Source organism: Rhodococcus indonesiensis (genome assembly GCF_047782815.1).
GTDB classification, from domain to species: Bacteria; Actinomycetota; Actinomycetes; order Mycobacteriales; family Mycobacteriaceae; genus Rhodococcus; species Rhodococcus indonesiensis.
The window spans coordinates 277,651-293,798 of sequence record NZ_CP180630.1; the positions used below are offsets into that span (position 1 = coordinate 277,651).

14 protein-coding genes are annotated in these 16,148 nt (G+C 70.2%); 8 read left to right on the plus strand and 6 right to left on the minus strand.

The features are described 5' to 3' along the window. Position 1 precedes the first annotated feature (1 nt). On the minus strand, positions 2-421 hold the full coding sequence (locus ACM26Y_RS01310; protein ID WP_371384623.1) for a PaaI family thioesterase: 420 nt from the start codon (positions 419-421) through the stop codon (positions 2-4). Between the two features lie 168 nt (positions 422-589). Here ACM26Y_RS01310 and ACM26Y_RS01315 point away from each other — a divergent pair, with 168 nt between their 5' ends. Together ACM26Y_RS01315 and ACM26Y_RS01320 are read left to right on the plus strand one after the other, a co-directional pair. Next, positions 590-1,768 (plus strand): MFS transporter, encoded by a 1,179-nt coding sequence (locus ACM26Y_RS01315; RefSeq protein ID WP_416062451.1) that lies wholly within the window; start codon positions 590-592, stop codon positions 1,766-1,768. A gap of 11 nt (positions 1,769-1,779) precedes the next feature. Further along, positions 1,780-2,751, plus strand: a complete 972-nt coding sequence (locus ACM26Y_RS01320; protein WP_416062452.1) for a hypothetical protein — start codon at positions 1,780-1,782, stop codon at positions 2,749-2,751. Between the two features lie 29 nt (positions 2,752-2,780). Here the strand turns inward: ACM26Y_RS01320 and ACM26Y_RS01325 are convergent, their stop codons facing one another. Further along, positions 2,781-4,331: an MBL fold metallo-hydrolase gene (locus ACM26Y_RS01325; protein ID WP_003937176.1), complete on the minus strand. Its 1,551-nt coding sequence runs from the start codon at positions 4,329-4,331 to the stop codon at positions 2,781-2,783. 173 nt (positions 4,332-4,504) lie between these two features. On the opposite strand from ACM26Y_RS01325, the gene ACM26Y_RS01330 reads away from it, so the two are divergent. Continuing rightward, entirely contained in the window at positions 4,505-5,266 is a 762-nt protein-coding gene (locus ACM26Y_RS01330) for a lysophospholipid acyltransferase family protein (RefSeq protein WP_003937175.1), read from the plus strand. Positions 5,267-5,328: 62 nt separating this feature from the next. After that, positions 5,329-6,150 carry an HAD family hydrolase gene (locus ACM26Y_RS01335; RefSeq protein WP_289379604.1) on the plus strand — a complete coding sequence of 274 codons (822 nt, stop codon included), beginning with the start codon at positions 5,329-5,331 and terminating at the stop codon, positions 6,148-6,150. Positions 6,151-6,162: 12 nt separating this feature from the next. On the opposite strand, the gene ACM26Y_RS01340 is transcribed toward ACM26Y_RS01335, so the two are convergent. Continuing rightward, a complete protein-coding gene (locus tag ACM26Y_RS01340) occupies positions 6,163-8,211 on the minus strand; it encodes an N-acetylmuramoyl-L-alanine amidase (protein WP_416062453.1) in 2,049 nt (682 codons plus the stop codon). A 326-nt stretch (positions 8,212-8,537) separates the two neighbouring features. On the opposite strand from ACM26Y_RS01340, the gene ACM26Y_RS01345 reads away from it, so the two are divergent. Beyond that, complete coding sequence (locus tag ACM26Y_RS01345) at positions 8,538-10,085, plus strand: SpoIID/LytB domain-containing protein (protein ID WP_416063759.1); 1,548 nt, start codon at positions 8,538-8,540, stop codon at positions 10,083-10,085. Positions 10,086-10,171: 86 nt separating this feature from the next. On the opposite strand, the gene ACM26Y_RS01350 is transcribed toward ACM26Y_RS01345, so the two are convergent. Both ACM26Y_RS01350 and ACM26Y_RS01355 read right to left on the minus strand, forming a co-directional pair. Then, complete coding sequence (locus ACM26Y_RS01350; RefSeq protein ID WP_416062454.1) at positions 10,172-11,281, minus strand: glycosyltransferase; 1,110 nt, start codon at positions 11,279-11,281, stop codon at positions 10,172-10,174. A gap of 158 nt (positions 11,282-11,439) precedes the next feature. Continuing rightward, positions 11,440-12,030, minus strand: a complete 591-nt coding sequence (locus ACM26Y_RS01355) for a PadR family transcriptional regulator (protein ID WP_416062455.1) — start codon at positions 12,028-12,030, stop codon at positions 11,440-11,442. A gap of 125 nt (positions 12,031-12,155) precedes the next feature. On the opposite strand from ACM26Y_RS01355, the gene ACM26Y_RS01360 reads away from it, so the two are divergent. From ACM26Y_RS01360 to ACM26Y_RS01370, 3 genes are read left to right on the plus strand one after another with little or no spacing between them, the layout of a single operon-like run. After that, on the plus strand, positions 12,156-13,271 hold the full coding sequence (locus ACM26Y_RS01360) for a Rieske 2Fe-2S domain-containing protein (protein WP_416062456.1): 1,116 nt from the start codon (positions 12,156-12,158) through the stop codon (positions 13,269-13,271). Between the two features lies 1 nt (position 13,272). Continuing rightward, positions 13,273-14,256 carry a PDR/VanB family oxidoreductase gene (locus tag ACM26Y_RS01365; RefSeq protein ID WP_416062457.1) on the plus strand — a complete coding sequence of 328 codons (984 nt, stop codon included), beginning with the start codon at positions 13,273-13,275 and terminating at the stop codon, positions 14,254-14,256. 42 nt (positions 14,257-14,298) lie between these two features. After that, positions 14,299-15,651 carry an MFS transporter gene (locus ACM26Y_RS01370; protein ID WP_416062458.1) on the plus strand — a complete coding sequence of 451 codons (1,353 nt, stop codon included), beginning with the start codon at positions 14,299-14,301 and terminating at the stop codon, positions 15,649-15,651. A 10-nt stretch (positions 15,652-15,661) separates the two neighbouring features. On the opposite strand, the gene ACM26Y_RS01375 is transcribed toward ACM26Y_RS01370, so the two are convergent. Beyond that, entirely contained in the window at positions 15,662-16,126 is a 465-nt protein-coding gene (locus ACM26Y_RS01375; RefSeq protein WP_416062459.1) for a DUF2231 domain-containing protein, read from the minus strand. Positions 16,127-16,148 lie beyond the last annotated feature (22 nt).

Consider the following 16,148-nt stretch of genomic DNA (forward strand, 5'->3'; position numbering starts at 1 on the left):
GTCAGCGCAGAATCAGGCACGTGGTCGACGCGGTCGCGAGCAACCGGTCGTTCTCGTCGCGGGCCTCGCCGCGGGCGGTGGCGGTGCGACGGCCGCTGTACTCGCAGATGCCGTGCACGCGCACGACGCCGCTGCCCGCCTGGATGCCGCGCAGATACCGCACCTGCAGGTCCAGGGTCGTGTAACCGACACCGGCCTCGAGCGTGCTCGACACACTGAAGCCCATGGCGGTGTCGAACATCGTCGCGATCACCCCGCCGTGCATGCTGCCCACCGCGTTGGCGTGGAACTCCTGCGGCTCCATGCTCACCTCCACCCAGCCCTCCCGGGCGTCGGTCACCCGGAAACCGAGGGTGCGCGACGTCGGATGGTGCGGGATGGAGCCGTCGATCAGTCCGCGCAGGAAGTCCAGGCCGTGCATGTCGCGGTTCGCGGCGGACGTCGGGGCGGGGTCGTCCCAGGTGTAGGTGCGCTGGCGTTCGGTCACCTGCCGACCGTATCGCGCGGTGACAAACCCGTCCGCGCGTGTCACGCTGGAGTCATGCGACACCGATGTTGATCCGGCTCCGCTCCTTCCCTGACCGTTCGTGTGGTGGCGTACGCGGCCACCCGCGAACTCGTGCCGCTCTACGGCCTGTACGCCCTGCTGTTCGAGGACTACGGCCTCGGTACGGGCGAGATCTCGTCGCTGTTCGTGCTGTGGTCCGTCGTCGCGTTCGTCGCGGAGGTGCCGTCGGGCGCGTGGGCCGACACGGTGTCCCGTCGCGGTCTGCTGCTGCTCAGCTCCGCCCTGTTCACCGCGGGCTTCGCACTCTGGCTGCTGTTCCCCGGCTACTGGGGGTTCGCGGCGGGCTTCGTGGCGTGGGGGATCAGCGAATCGCTGAAGTCCGGGACCTTCGAGGCCCTGGTGTACGACGAACTGTCCGCGCGTGGGGAGGCGCACCGGTTCACGGCGGTGCTGGGCTACGCGAACGCCGGCGAGACGACGTGCGTTCTCGTCGCGACGCTGTCGGCCGCCCCGCTGTACGCGCTCGGCGGCTATCCGCTCGTCGGATGGCTGTCGGTGGGAATCACCGTGGCCAACGGGTTGCTCGTGCTGACCCTGCCGTCCGCACCCCGCGACACCTCGGCGGACGAGACCGGTTTCGTCCCGGGCGGTTTCGTGACTCGCTATCGTGCGGTGCTGCACGCCGGGACGGCCGAGGCGCGACGCAGCGCCGCCATCCGGCGCGTGGTACTGCTCGCGGCGCTGCTGTCGGCGTGCCTCGCTTTCGAGGAGTATTTCGCGCTGCTCGCGCGCGAGGGTGGGGCGAGCACGTCCGCGGCGCCGGCGCTGGTGGCGATCACCGTGGCGGGACAGGTGCTCGGCGCCGCGACCGCCGGCCGCACCGCGGCGACGACCGGTCGCGCGATGGGGGCGGTGATCGCCGTCGGTGGCCTGCTGCTGGCGACCGGGGCCGTGCTCGGCGGAGTGGTCGGCTTCGTGGCGATCGGGATCGGCTACGGGGCCCTGAACAACGCGATGATCGTCGCCGAGGCGCGGATGCAGGACACGATGAGCGGAACCGCCCGCGCGACCGTCACGTCGGTGTCGGGCGTCGTCGGTGAGGTCGTGTCGGTGGCGGTCTACGCCGGATTCGCACTCGGAACGGTGTGGCTGCCGCTGGCGGCGGTGCTCGCGGCATGGGCGGTGCCGCTGCTCGGCCTGGCCGCCGCCGCGGTGCGGTGGCTGCCGCCGTCTCAGAGCCCTCTCAGATTGCCGGACTAGCGTCCTCCGCCGTGCGTGCCAGTCTCCTCCCCGTCTTGTTCGTCGCCGCCGGTCTCGGCCTGATCGGCACCGGCAGTGCCTTCGCCTACGCCGACGCGCCCACCGTCGCGACGACGACCGAGGTGCCGCCCCCGTCGACCAGTGACCCGCTCACCGACACCCGCGACAACCTGCAGCAGGCCGGCCTGCCGCTCGCTCTGCTCGGCGGCGGAATCGGGCAGCTCACCGACGGCAGCCGGCAGCTCGACGACGGGGCGCACCAGCTCGCCGACGGACTCGCGCAGGCCAGTGCGGGTGGGCAGCAACTCGCCGACGGGCTCGGGCAGCTGCAGGGCGGAGTGGACCAGCTCGGCGACGGTGCGACCCAGGTCAGTGGCGGCGTCGACGAGGTCGTCGACCGGCTCGGTGGTTTCGGAGAGATGCAGGCGGGCGTCACCGAGCAGCTGACGGCCGTCGCCGGCACCTTGCGGCGCTCACCCGACCCGGTGTCCCAGGAAGCCGCCGCCCGGCTCGACGGGCTCGTCGGCCGGCTGGACAGCGAGGGGCTCGGACCGGAGACGCTCGCGCAGCTCGAGCAGTTGCGCGGCGGCGCACGGCAGCTCGCCTACGAATTGAGTGACCCGGACGCGCAGTTCGTCGCCGGCGTGACGCAGGCCGCCGACGGCTCGCGGCAGCTGCGCGACGGACTGATGCTCCTCGACGACGGCGGCCGGCAACTCGTCGACGGCACCGGGCAGCTCGTGGCCGGAGTGGGTCCGGTCACCGGGGTGATCGAGGGTGTCTCCGACAATGTGCGGGAAGCGACGGCCGCGCTGCCGAAGTCGCCGGCCGCTTCGTCATCCGACGTTGTAACGGTGGAGACGACCGGCGAGCGGCAGTGGTGGCCGTTCGCACTCGTCGCGTCGGGGGCGCTGGTGCTTGCCGTCCCCGCCCTGGGTGGGGGCCGAATGTCACATCGCGTCGATCACATCGACCCGATGTGACATTCGGTCACCACACGTGGCGCGAGGGGTCAGAGTTTGCGGGAGCGCAGCTCGTGGCCGCGGGAGGTCTTGCAGCGGCCGGTGACGAGGTCCCACTGCCAGCCGTGCAGGTTGCAGGTGAGGCTGGTGCCCTCGACGACGCCGAACTTCGACAGATCCGCCTTCAGGTGCGGGCAGCGGCGCTGGATCTCGAAGCCGCCCAACTCGATCGACGCGGAATCGTCGTGGGCCTCGGCGAACCAGCCGTCCGCGTAGGCGATCCGCTCGTCGGTGAGGCACTTGAAGAACGTGTACAGGAATTCGTTGTAGCCACCCACCCGCCACGCCTCGAACCGGGTGGACAGGAAGATGGTGTTCACCCAGTCCGGCTCGTCGTCGCGCAGGACCGTGCGCACCAGCTCCGGGGGAATCCGGAAACCGTAGCGGTACTTGCCTTCTCCCTCGATGGGTTCGCGGACGACCCGCTTGGGGAAGTCCAGCACGACCGTCTCCTCACCCATCACCAGGCCGACGGGGTAGCCGATGCCGTCGCAGATCAGATCGGACTGCGCCATGATCGGCTCGAACTTCGCCTTGAGCGGACCGATCAGCGGCTCACCCTCGGCAGGGGCCCACGTCGCCTTCTCGGCCTCGAGCACCGGGGCCAGGCGCTGGGCCATCTCCTCGATGTACGCGGCCTTGTCGGTGAAGATCTTCTCGACGTCGGCATCGGGAATCGGATGGGTCAGCGTCATCGACTCGCTGCCGTGCACGTCGAGGACCGAGCCGGGGATCATCAGCACGCCACCGTCGTTGCCGTGCAGGCGCATCTGCTCGAGGAAGACCCGCTGGTCGGGGAAGATGTTGCCCTCGTCGCCGTGGTCGTCGTTGAGGTGGCGCAGCGCCGGATCGAGGAACACCGGCGGACCGGCCGACGGGACCACCCACGTCGCACCGACCTGGTCGATGTAGCTGCGGCAGCGATCCATGCCGCGCTGGCGCTTCTGCTTACCGAAGTTCGCCTTGGTGCGCTTCGGGATGTCGTAGACCATCGGGTACCAGATCGCGCCCGAGTACTGCAGCAGGTGGACGTCGATCGTCCCGAACGCCTCGAGCATCGTGTCCATCTCGACCGGGCGGGCGTCGTTCATGTTGAACACCGTGGTCTCGCCGTCCGAGACGACGAGACCGGAGTCGCCGATCGGCCCGTCCGCGGGCGCGCGCAGGGCGATGATCATCACGTCCAGCTCGCCCTTGGGTCCGCTGACGGTGTGCTTGACGGAATCGGTCGTCTCGAGGAACTTCGTGAACCCGAGCTTCTCGAGCTCGCGGCGCAGGTCCGGAACCGGGAAGTCGGGCAGCAGCACCGTCGCGTCCTTGCGGACGTGCTTGCTCAGGTTCTCCGGGTCGAAGTGATCCTTGTGCAGGTGCGAGACGTACAGGTAGTCGACGTCGCCGAGCGCACCCCAGTCCAGCTGCGTGTTGTCCGGGAAGGGGAACCACGACGCGAAGTACGCGGGGTTGACCCACGGGTCGCACAGGATCGATCCCGCTTCGGTCTGAATGTGGAACCCGGCGTGTCCGACGCTGGTGATCTGCACTTCGTTGCCTCCTGACGTGCTGACCGACGTACCTCCCAGGGTAGGGGGACGCCGGTGGGACGCCTCGCCCAGGCGGTGAACCCGGGCCGGATACGGGCCGTTGATCCCGAATCGGGCGGCCCGCGGACATCGAGCAGAGCCCGCCGGCGCCGATCCGGCTACTCTGACCGACTGTGGAACCCTTCTACCGGACCGTCATCGGCCTCGCCCGGACCGTCTTCGCCGCCCAGGGACTGAAGTTCACCGTCACCGGCGCCGAGAACATCCCCGCCGTCGGTGGCGCGGTGATCGCCATGAACCACGTCGGCTACATGGACTTCACCTACGCCGGCCTGCCCGCCCGCACTTCCAAGCGCTACATCCGGTTCATGGCGAAGAAGGAGGTCTTCGACCACAAGATCTCCGGTCCCCTGATGCGGGCCATGAAGCACATCCCCGTCGACCGCGCCGACGGCGCCGACTCCTACCGCGCCGCCGTCGACGCGTTGCGGGCCGGTGAGCTGGTCGGCGTGTTCCCCGAGGCCACGATCAGCCGCAGCTTCGAGATCAAGGGCTTCAAGACCGGTGCCGCGCGGATGGCGCTCGAGGCGAACGTCCCAATCATCCCGGTCGTCCTGTGGGGATCGCAGCGGGTGTGGACCAAGGGCCACCCGAAGCGGCTCGGCCGCACGAAGACGCCCATCTCCATCGCGGTGGGCGAGCCCATCCGGCCGTACGAGCCGGCATCGGAGCTGACCGCGGAGTTGCACAGCACGATGGAACGCATGCTGCGGGAGCTGCAGAGCAGCTACGTGCACGAGCCCGGTGCCTACTGGGTGCCCGTGCGGCTCGGCGGCACCGCTCCCACGCTCGCGGAGGCCACTGCGCTCGACGACGCCGACACCGCCGCACGCAAGGCCCGCCGCGCGCAGAAGGATGCCGGCACCGACGGGTGACGGCCGCACGGCGCGCTGACTCCCGGATGCGCCGCGCCGCGGGGGACCGGCACAATGGCGAAGTGAGACGAGATCTGCCGAGCCTGGTTGCCACCGACGTCGACGGCACCCTCATCGACGACGAGGAGCGCGTCTCGGACCGGACCCGCGCAGTAGTACAGGCCGTGGTGTCCTCCGGGACGCCGTTCGTCCTGGCCACCGGCCGTCCTCCACGATGGATCCCGCCGGTGGTCGAGCAACTCGGCTTCGCGCCCCTGGCGGTGTGTGCCAACGGTGCGGTGCTCTACGACAGTGCCGCCGACCGGGTTCTCAGCGCCGCCGTGCTCTCCGCGGACGAGCTGGCCTGGGTTGCCGACGTCGCCAACAGTGTGCTGCCCGGCTGCGGTCTGGCCGCCGAGCGGATCGGGGCGAGCGCCCACGATGCTGCGACACCGCAGTTCGTCAGCGCCCCCGGCTACGAGCATGCGTGGCTGAATCCGGACAACACCGAGCTCGCCGACCACGAGGTGATCGCCGAGCCGGCGGTCAAGCTACTGATCCGGTTGGCGTCGGCGACGAGCCACGAGATGGCCGAGGCGCTGGCTCCGCAGCTCTGCGGCATGGTGGACGTCACCTACTCCACGGACAACGGCCTGATCGAGATCTCCGCCTCCGGTGTGACGAAGGCATCGGGCCTGCATCTGATGGCCGAACACCTGGGAGTGGCCGCCGACGGGATCGTCGCGTTCGGGGACATGCCCAACGACATTCCGATGTTGTCGATGGCGCGCCACGGAGTCGCGGTGGAGAACGCGCACCCGGACGCGAAGGCGGCCGCGGACGAGGTCACCGCCACCAACACCGAGGACGGGGTGGCCCGCATCCTCGAGCGCTGGTGGCGGTGACGGATCGATCGGTCAGGGCGCCGGAGCAGGGGCCGGCGCTTCCGGGGACGGGGCCTCGGGAGCGGGAGCCGGAGCCGCGGGAGCCGGGGCCTGTGCCTGTTCGTACGCGTCGTTGTAGGCGCGCAGCACCTTCGTCACCGCGCCGGTGAGCTCGTTGAAGATCAGCGAGCCGAACTCGAAGTCCGAGCGCCAGCCGTCCGGGACGCGGTACTCGTCGCTGGTCGGCAGACCGAGTTCACCCGCGTCGAGGCCGCTGCGCTGCCACGTCTTGTAGATCTCGCCGAGCACCGTCCACACGCCGCCGTTCGGCGAGGTGTAGATGGCGCCGTTGACGAACTCGGCGCGCTCGTACCCTGCCTTCGCGGGCAAGACGCCGGACACAGCAGCCCCGAGACGGCCGGTCTCGCCGCCCTCGGCGATCCACTTCTGGGCCAGCGGCGAGTTGTCGGTGAGCCGGATCAGCTCTCCGACGAGGTCCGCGACCTTCTCGGTCGAGCCGGTGTCGGGCAGGCGGTCCGCCGATCCGGTGTCGGGCAGGCGGTCCGCCGAGCCGGTGGCCGGGGCCCCCGCGTCGACGTCGGGCACCTGTTCGCGCGGGTTGTCGGTGACGAGGTCGGACGAGTCGTCGCTCGGTGTGGACGGCGTGGTGCTCTGCCCGGCGGCGGTGGCCGCGGCGATGTCGCGGATCTCGTCCATCTTCGAGTAGCCGGAGTCGCCGGGACAGCTGGTGTTGCCGACGTCGCGGTGCGCGAAGATGATCGGCAGGTCGACGGCCGCGCCCTGCGGGTACGGGGTGAAGGACGTGCCCTCCGAGTACATGGTGGTCTCGCCCTTGGGATCGAGGCCTGCCTTCGCGAGGCGCCAGCCGAGGAAGCGGCCCACCGCGTCGACCGCGGCCTTCGGAGGCTCCACGTTGGAGAAGTCGCCCATCATCGCGATGCCGACGGTGTTCTCGTTGAAGCCGCCGGCGTGCGCGCCCTGCACGGGCTTGTCCAGGCCGCCGGCGCGGCCCTCGAAGATCTGGCCGTAGCGGTCGACGAGCACGTTGTAGCCGACGTCGCACCAGCCCAGGGTCTGTGCGTGGTAGGCGTAGATGGCGCGCACGATCTCCGCCGATTCGGCCTTGGAGTAGTCGTTGCTGCCGGCGGTGTGGTGCACGGTGGCTCCGCCGAGCGAGTCGTCGTAGGTGGCGTCCTGGCAGCGGATGGACTCGTCGGCGCCCCACTGCGCTCGGGTGATCACCTTCGGCCCGGACCCTCCGACCGGACCGGCGATGTCCTCGAGCGCGGCGTCGGCGCTGCTCGACCCCGGATTGATGAGCACGGCGCTGACGTCCTCGGTGGCGGCGGGTTCCTGGGCGCGCAGGGGCCGTGAGGACGACGCGGGAGCATAGCCCAGCTCCGGCTGGGCGGGAGCGGGTGCGGGTTCAGGTGCAGGTGCCGGAGCCGGAATCTCGGCGCCGGCGAGTGTCGGTTCAGGCCCCGGACGCGGGGTGAGCAGCACCTGCACGACCTTCGTGGCGCCGACGTAGATCGGTTCGGTGCCGGCCCGCTCGTCGGGTGTCTGGTCGTCGCGGCTCGTGTCGATCGGTTCGGTGGCCGTCCACGGCCCCCAGCTGCCGTCCTCCCGCTGGGCCCGGATACGTGCGTCGGTGTCGGCGACGTCCTTGGCGGCCAGCGCGATCATGCTGAACGGGGCGTCCCGGGTGAGCTGCTTGACGGTCGCTCCGATGCGGTCGACGACGTCCGCGGCCGCGGGGGCGGGTGCCGGGGTGGTCGACGGGGCGGGCGCGGCGATCTCCGGCAGCCCCGCGGCGAGTTCCCTCAGGCTCAGGTCGGGCAGGTTCAGGCCGGTGAGTTCGTGGATCGGGATCACGATGTCGGGCACGGATGCGAGGACGACCTCCGCGATCTCGGGTGGTACGACGGTCGGGACGGACTCGTTGGTGGAGCGGACGTCCGATGTGGTGCTCGTGACGCCGTAGACGGCGAATGGGCTGGCGACGGCCAGGGCGGCGACGGCACCCAGGACGATCGACGGCTTCGGTCGGCGATGCGGCACGGTGCTTCTCCCTGTCGATGTTCGCGGCGGTCCTCGGCGGCCGGGCGGCGCTCGGCCGAGGCCGAGGAGCCGGCTCGAATCGAACCGAATCCTCCGTCATCCGGACGACCCGGAGTGCGGAACGGCCGAGAATCGTGTGCAACTTGTGATTCTGCTGTTACTGGTGTGGCTGTTGTTGCTTCCTCCAGTCACTCTTGCCACACTAGTCGCAGACAACCTTAAGCCTCAACCTGAGCTTGAGGATCCGTCTCGAATGTCCGATACGCGCGGACCTGCGTCCGGGCGGCACACGGTGCGAGAACGAGGGAGTGCAGCGCATGCCACGAATGTCCATCCGCCGGACCCACCGCCGGCGGCGTCTCGTCGTCGGACACCCCCTCCGCAACGGCTGGCGACCCGCCACGGCCCGCGCCGCGGCCGTCGGTCTCGCGCCCGCGCTGCTGATCGGCGCGGCAGTCGGTGGGGTGATGCACGTGCGCACCGCCGGACCCGAGGTGACGCAGGCCGTCGCCGCCGACACCCCGTTCACCTTCGTGGGCTTCGGCCACGGTCACGGACGCGGCATGGGCCAGTGGGGTGCCTACGGCTACGCCTCGCAGCACGGGTGGTCCGCCGATCGCATCCTCGGCCACTACTACGGCGGCACCACCCTCGGCGCCCTCCCCGAGAACACCATGATCGCGGTCCGGCTCGTCGGGCAGGACGACGCGCCCCTCGACGTCTACTCCGACACCGGGATGACCGTCGCCGGCCGGCAGACCGGGCCCGGCGAGGCTGCCCACCTGACGCCCACCGCCGACGGGGGAGCGGACGTCGTCGTCACGGCCGGATGTTCCGGCGAGGTGCTGTGGCAGGGCCGCGCCGACCTGCCCTGGGTCGACCCCGCCGACATGGGTGAGGCCCGGCCCGCCGCCGAACACCTGAAGCTCTGCGGCAACAGTGCCCCCTACCGTGGCTCGCTCGGTGTCGTCCTCGACGGCTCGGCGCCGCGCACCGTCAACCGGCTGTCGATGGAGGACTACCTGCTCAGTGTCGTCCCGGTCGAGTCGCTGCCCAGCTGGGCCGACACCGGCGGTGCCGAGGCGCTGCGTGCGCAGGCCATCGCCGCCCGCTCCTATGCCGCGGCAGAGAACCGCTCACCGCTGTGGCAGACGTGCGACAGTCAGAACTGTCAGGTGTATGCGGGATCGAGCAAGGAGGACCCCCGCACGAACGAGGCGGTGAACTCCACCCGCGGCACCGTCCTCATGAAGGACGGCAAGGTCGTCGCCAGCGAGTTCTCGGCCTCGACCGGTGGCTACTCGGCCGGGGGCGTGTTCCCCTCCGTCGAGGACCTCGGTGACGCCGTCGCGCCCAACCGGCAGTGGGCGAAGACGATGACCGCCGGGGAGATCGGCACGGCCTTCGGGATCGGTGAACTGCAGGCGTTCGAGATCGTCGGCCGCAACAACCTCGGTGCCGACGGCGGCCGCGTCACCCACGTCCGCATCGTCGGTGCCGATCGCACGGTCGAGACCACCGGCGCCGAGGCGCGCGCCAAGCTGGGTCTGCGCTCCGACTGGTTCACCGTCCAGGAGGGTGCGGAGGCCGCGGTTCCGCCGTCCACTCCCGCACCCGAGCCCGGTCCCGAGGTCGGCGACGAACCCTTCGAGACCGGCCAGGGCTCGCCCATCGAGGAGAAGTACCTCGAGCTCGGCGGACACGACGGAGCGCTGGGCACCCCGGTCGGCCCGGAACTGATGTTGCCCGACGAACGCGGCAAGTTCCGCGTCTTCACCGGCGGCATCATCGTCTGGACCCCCGACCTCGGCGCGCAGGTGATCGACTCGAGCATCATGCGCGAGTGGCTGCCGGGGACGGGAAGCGCCGAGTAGCACCCGGTTTCGTGGCCGAATGTCACATTGCGTCGATCCGATCGATGCGATGTGACATTCGGCCAAACCCCCCGGGTCGGGGAAAGCTATCCGCAGGCGCCGAGCGCCGCGAGCATCCCGTCGACCGACGCCGCCCAGCCGAACTGCTCTGCTCGACGACGTGCGGAGCGGCGCAGGACATCGTCCGGTCCGCAGAGTATTTCGTCGACGGCCTCGGCGAACGCGGGTCCGCGATCGGCCGACAGGGCGCCGCAATCGGGGGTGAGGATCTCCGTCAGCGCCGACGAGCGCGAGGCCACCACCGGCGTGCCGGCGGCCAGCGATTCGAGCGCCGACAGGCAGAACGTCTCGTGCGGGCCGGGGGCCAGCGACACGTCGGCGGTGGCGAACAGCGCGGCGAGCCGGCCGGCGTCCGTGATGAATCCGGTGAACGTCACCGGCAGTCCTCTGGCTTTGTGTTCCAGCGCATGTCGTCTCGGGCCGTCACCGGCGACGACGAGGTGCACGTCGTGCCCGCGACGACGCAGCAGACGCGTCGCGTCGATGCTGCGCTCGACCTTCTTCTCGACGGACAGCCGGCCGCAGTGCAGCAGCAGCCGCACCGAGCCCGGTACGAACCGCTCGCGCAGGCTCCGATCGTGACGGTCGGGATGGAAGCGGTCGAGATCGACGCCGAGCGGCACCCGCACGAGGTTCGGTGTTCCGATGCGGGTGAACTCCGCACCTGCGAACTCCGTCGTGCACACCACCGTGTCGTAGTCCGCGGCCATCCGGCGGTTGGCCAGGTCGGCGGCCCGGCGTGCGGCCGGCGACGGCAGCACCTGGCCGAGCAGGCGGTCGAGCCGCTCGTGGGAGACGACGACGCTGCGGACGTCGCGGCGTCGCGCCCACCGACCGAACCCGCGCAGGGTCAGCCGGTCCGACACCTCCACCGCGTCGGGCCGCAGGCCGCGCAGCACATCCGCGACACGCCGCGGGTCGGCCACCCGGTATCCGCCGGTCCACGGCACGACCGGCGCCGGAACGGTGATCCGCAGGACCCCGTTCCCGAGCAGTTCCTCGCCGCGCCGGGCGCCGGGCACCACCAGCGCGACCTCGTGCCCACGCGCGACGTACCCGCCGCCCCACTGGTGCAGCGCGGTGCGCAGGCCGCCGGACCGGGGACCGTAGAAGTTGGCGAGCTGAACGATGCGCACCGGTCTCAGTGAGCCGCACCGCGGCGACGGGCGCGCCAACGACGCCGGGCGGCGCGGTGAACGTCCGCGGAAACCTCCCGCGCCGCGGCGGTGGTTCCGGAGCGTGCGCCATGAGGTGGCAGTTCCCGCCCACCCGGAACGGTTCGCCGGGGCCGGCGTCAGGGCGACGGGGGGGACAGCTTGTCGACGAGAGCCAGGCCGTCGTGCGCCCATTCGATCTCGGCGGTCGCGCGTTCGACGAGCCCCTGGTAGGCGAATGCCTTGTAGGCGATGATCCGTTCGTGTTCCTGCGCGGGGTATTTCTCGATGCGAGTGGCGATGGTGGGGTGGGAGGCGTCGAGGATCGAGGCGCGCATGGCGGCCCATCGAGCCCGTTGCTCGGTGTAGTAGTCGATGTGCCGCTGTAGGTTCTCGCGGACGCAGTCGGGGTCGGCCCACTCGAAGTAGGCCGCTCGCATGTGCGGAGCGTCGCGGATCGGCCCGTAGTCCATCGGGGCGTTGATCCAGTCCCGGAACGCGCGGATGCCGTCGTCGGTGATCGAGTAGCGGGTCTTGGTGCTGTTCGGTCCCCAGCGGACCTGCTCGCCTTCGATCAGGCCCTCCTTCTCCATCCGGCGGAGTTCGGGGTAGATCTGCGAGTCCGGGGCGTGCCAGACGAAGCCCACCGAGCCGCCGAAGCGTTTGGCGGCGTCGTACCCGGTGAGGGGCTCGGCCGTGAGCAGCGCCAGCAGGGCATAGCGGAGGCTCATCTCGTCCTCACCTCTCGTTTCGGGGGCAGGTCTTGCCAACCACTATATCGATAGTTAGTGTGTGGTTCACGTCACCAACTATCTATGTCGATAGGTAGTCTTTCCGCTCATCCCGAAGGAACGACATGACCGATCTGGGGCCCGCCGGGGCGACCGCGAAGAACATGGCCTACCCCCTCGACGCCTGGTACGTCGCAGCCTGGGACCACGAGGTCGGCAGGCGCGAGATCCTGGCCCGTACCATCGCTGGCACACCGCTCGCGCTCTACCGCACCGAGGACGGCCGGCCGGTGGCCCTCGCCGACGCGTGCTGGCATCGCCTCGCCCCGCTGTCGATGGGCACCCTCGTCGGCGCCGACGGAATCCAGTGCCCCTACCACGGCCTGCAGTTCAACTCCGCCGGACGGTGCACGCACATGCCCGCCCAGCAGACGATCAACCCGTCCGCGATGGTGGCCTCGTACCCGGTCGTCGAGCGGCACCGCTTCGTGTGGGTGTGGCCCGGTGATCCGATGCTTGCCGATCCCAGCACCATCCCCGACATGTTCCAGATGGATTCACCCGACTGGGCCGGCGACGGGCGCACCATCGACGTGCAGGCCAACTACCAGCTCGTGCTCGACAACCTCATGGACCTCACCCACGAGGAGTTCGTGCACTCGTCGTCGATCGGGCAGGACGAACTCAGCGAATCCGATTTCGTCGTCACCCACGACGACCGCACCGTCACCGTCACCCGGTGGATGCACGACATCGACGCGCCCCCGTTCTGGCTGAAGAACATGCGCGACAAGTTCCCCGGCTTCGAGGGCAAGGTCGATCGCTGGCAGATCATCGAATTCCAGGCGCCGTCGACCATCCGTATCGACGTCGGGGTGGCGAAGGCCGGTACGGGCGCCCCCGAAGGCGACCGCAGCCAGGGCGTCAACGGATTCGTGATGAACACCATCTCGCCGGTCGACGAACGCACCGCCCTCTACTTCTGGGCATTCATGCGCAACTACCGGCTCGACAGCCAGCTCATCACCACGCAACTGCGCGAGGGCGTGCACGGCGTCTTCGGGGAGGACGAGGCGATGCTCACCGCCCAGCAGAAGGCGATCGAGGCGAACCCCGGCCACGAGTTCTACAACCTCAACATCGACGCCGGCGGCATGTGGGTGCGCAGGATCATCCAGCGCATGATCGAGGCCGAACGGATCGTCGCTGCCGGCACCTCGATTGCCGAGGCGGTGCGCTGAGATGAGTGCCACCAACCAGCCCTCCTGGCAGCGCGGCCGCGTCGTCTCGATCGACCCTGCGGCCGACGCGATCGCCCGGATCGTCCTCGCCCTCGACACCCCGGTCCGAGCCGAACCCGGATCCCACGTCGACGTGCGCCTCGACACCGGCGAGGTGCGGTCCTACTCCGTCGTCTCCGCCGGCACCGCCGGCCGGACCGTCACCCTCGGTGTGCACCTGTCCCCGACCTCGCGGGGCGGATCGCGATTCATGCACGCGCTGCGACCAGGCGACGAACTCGACGTCACCGCACCGCTGCAGAACTTCCCGTTGCGGATCGGCGCGCAGCGCTACATCCTGCTCGCCGGCGGAATCGGCATCACGGCGATCTCCGCGATGGGCACGGCGCTGAAGCGGGTCGGCGCCGACTACCGCCTCGTCTACGTCGCCCGCACCCGCTCGGCGACGGCCTTCCTCTCCGAACTGGCCGGGCTCCACGGGGACCGGCTCGAGCTGCACATCGACGACGAAGGCACCGGCCTCGACGTCGGCACCCTGGTCGACGGCGTCGATGCCCGCACCGAGTTGTACATGTGCGGGCCGATCCGGCTGATGGACGCGGTCCGTCGCGCCTGGGTGGACCGCGAGCTTCCGCTGCCGAACCTCCGTTACGAAACCTTCGGCAACAGTGGCTGGTTCGACGCCGAAGAGTTCGTCGTCAAGGTTCCCGACCTCGGCGTCGAAACCACCGTCGGAACCGACGAGTCCCTGCTCGACGCACTCGAACGTGCCGGTGTCGACATGATGTTCGACTGCCGCAAGGGCGAATGCGGTCTGTGTCAGGTCGGTATCGCCGCGGTCGACGGCACCGTCGACCACCGCGACGTCTTCTACAGCGAAGAGCAGAAGACGGCCGCGACGAAGTTGTGTGCCTGCGTGTCGCGAGTGGTGCGCCGTCCCGGCGCCCCGGCCGTGCCCGGCACCGTCACCCTCGCCGTCCACTGACGGCCTGGTCATCGGATACACCCTCCCTCAAAGGAATTCGGCATGGACCTTCGTGCTCGCATCGACACGTCGCCGATGCGCCCCTACCAGTGGCTGATCGTCGCCCTGTGCGTAGTGCTCAACATCCTCGACGGCTACGACGTCATGGCCCTGGCCTTCACGGCCAAGAGCATCGGCGCCGACTTCGCGCTCGGCGGCTCGGCGATCGGTGTGCTCCTCAGCGCCGGACTGATCGGTATGGCCGTGGGCGCGATCACCCTCGCCCCGGTCGCCGACCGGGTCGGCCGCCGGCCGCTCATCCTCCTGTCGGTCGCACTCGCCACCGCCGGAATGGCGCTGTCCGCCACCGCGGGATCGGCCTGGCAGCTCGGAGCCTGGCGGGTGCTCACCGGTCTCGGCATCGGCGGAGTGCTCGCCTGCACCACCGTCATCGCCAGCGAATACTCCTCGGCGCGCTGGCGCGGCCTGGCCATCAGCATCTACACCGCCGGGTACGGCGTCGGCGCCACTCTCGGCGGCTTGGCCGCCGTGGGCCTGCAGACCGAATACGGCTGGCGGGCAGTGTTCGTCGTCGGTGCCTTGCTGACCGGAACGGTGCTGGTGCTGTTGGCTGCGCTGCTGCCGGAATCGATCGAGTTCCTCGGCGCCCGCGGCCGAGACGGCGATCTCGCCTCGATCAACCGGATCGCCCGTCGTATCGGCCAGGACCCGATCGACTCGCTCGACGGCTCCACCCGCGGCACCGGGGCGGGGGCCGGCCGCATCGCGGACCTCTTCACCGGAAGCCGCGCCCGCCCGACCCTGCTGTTGTGGGCGGCGTTCTTCACCACCATGTTCGGCTTCTACTTCGTCAATTCCTGGACCCCGTCGCTGCTCGAGACGGCCGGGTTGACCAAGGATCAGAGCGCGACCGCCGGCATGATGCTCACCCTCGGCGGCACGGTCGGCTCCGTGCTGTTCGGCGTCCTGGCTAGCCGGTGGTCGACCCGGTCCGTCCTGATCACCTTCACCGGCCTGTCGGCGGCGGCCATGGCCGTGTTCATCGCCTCGATCTCGGTACTCGCCGTCGCGTTCGCGCTGGGAATCGTGATCGGCGGTCTGATCAACGGCTGCATCGCCGGTCTGTACACCCTCGCCCCGTCCCTCTACGGCCCGCGGGTGCGCAGCACGGGCGTCGGCTGGGCGATCGGCGTCGGCCGCGCCGGCGCGATCCTCGCCCCCACTGCCGCGGGCATGCTGCTCGACGCGGGCTGGTCGCCGGCGCAGTTGTACTTCGCCGTCGCCGGCGTGGTCGTCCTGGCCGCAGTGGCGCTGCTGCTGCTGCGACCGGCACGCACCCCGGTCGCGACCCCGGACGCAACGACACCGGACACAGGGGCACCCGCGACGGTCTGACGCACCGCCGTCACGGCAGCCGTCCGGTCCAGACGGCCTCGGCGCCGGACTCGCCGACCCGGACGGTCTGCACCGTCGCACCTACCGCGGCGACGACGGCCAACGCGGCCGCGACGACGGTCAGGGCTCGTCGCCCGCTGCCGTCGCCGCGGCCGCGCAGCACGTGCGCACCCGTGAGCAACATCGTCGCGGCGAACAACAGCGCGACGACGAGGGTCATCGTCTCGCCGAGTTCCTCGTGCGTCTCGATCAGCGGAGACGGGCCCAGGACACCGGCGAGCTGCTCGCCGGTCTCGGCGGTGATCGGGGTCAGGACCAGCGCCGCGGCCGCGAGCACCACGACCGGCCACAGCAGGCGCCGGCGCGCGGCCGGCCACAGTGCGCACAGGACCAGGCCCAGCGACACCAGGGGCACCAGAACGACGACCCCGTGCACGAGCAGGGGGTGGGCGGGCAGTCCGCTGATCAGTGTCATACCGCTCAGTGTCATACCGCTT

Coding starts and splice junctions, on each gene's coding strand:
- ACM26Y_RS01310 (WP_371384623.1), bottom strand. CDS start 421: ATGCACGGCCTGGACTTCCTGCGCGGACTGATCGACGGCTCCATCCCG.
- ACM26Y_RS01345 (WP_416063759.1), top strand. CDS start 8,538: ATGTCCATCCGCCGGACCCACCGCCGGCGGCGTCTCGTCGTCGGACAC.
- ACM26Y_RS01355 (WP_416062455.1), bottom strand. CDS start 12,030: ATGAGCCTCCGCTATGCCCTGCTGGCGCTGCTCACGGCCGAGCCCCTC.
- ACM26Y_RS01360 (WP_416062456.1), top strand. CDS start 12,156: ATGACCGATCTGGGGCCCGCCGGGGCGACCGCGAAGAACATGGCCTAC.
- ACM26Y_RS01365 (WP_416062457.1), top strand. CDS start 13,273: ATGAGTGCCACCAACCAGCCCTCCTGGCAGCGCGGCCGCGTCGTCTCG.
- ACM26Y_RS01370 (WP_416062458.1), top strand. CDS start 14,299: ATGGACCTTCGTGCTCGCATCGACACGTCGCCGATGCGCCCCTACCAG.
- ACM26Y_RS01375 (WP_416062459.1), bottom strand. CDS start 16,126: ATGACACTGATCAGCGGACTGCCCGCCCACCCCCTGCTCGTGCACGGG.